Origin of the sequence: Hydrogenophaga electricum, from assembly GCF_030160815.1 — a bacterium.
Classification (GTDB): domain Bacteria; phylum Pseudomonadota; class Gammaproteobacteria; order Burkholderiales; family Burkholderiaceae_C; genus Hydrogenophaga; species Hydrogenophaga electricum.
Genome location: NZ_BSPB01000206.1, coordinates 1 through 519, shown reverse-complemented (window position 1 = coordinate 519; position 519 = coordinate 1). Strand labels below are relative to the sequence as shown.

The 519-nt window shown below is 31.4% G+C and carries 1 protein-coding gene; it reads left to right on the top strand.

Annotated features, from left to right (window positions below):
* Positions 1–5: 5 nt before the first annotated feature.
* The coding region (locus QQK43_RS23845; protein WP_284309667.1) for an NADH-plastoquinone oxidoreductase subunit 5 at positions 6–519 on the top strand (514 nt) is incomplete at its 3' end.

Sequence of the window (519 nt, the reverse complement as noted above, 5' to 3'; positions counted from 1 at the left end):
ATACTATGCTATTTCCTCTTCTTATATTACTGCTTTGTACTTTGTTTATTGGATCTATAGGAATCCATTTTGATAATGAAATAGGGGAATTAACCATATTATCAAAGTGGCTAACTCCCTCAATCAACTTTTTCCAAGAAAGTTCTAATTCTTCCATAAATTCATATGAATTTATCACTAATGCAATTTCTTCTGTAAGTCTAGCTATTTTTGGTCTATTCATAGCATATATGTTTTATGGATCTGCTTACTCTTTTTTTCAGAATTTGGATTTAATAAATTCCTTTGTAAAAGGGGGTCCGAAAAAGTATTTTTTCCATCAACTAAAAAAAAAGATATATAGTTGGTCATATAATCGCGGTTATATAGATATTTTCTATACTAGGACCTTTACCTTGGGTATAAGAGGATTAACCGAACTCACGCAGTTTTTCGACAAGGGTGTCATTGATGGAATTACCAATGGAGTAGGTCTTGCTAGTTTTTGTATAGGAGAAGAAATTAAATATGTAGGGGGAG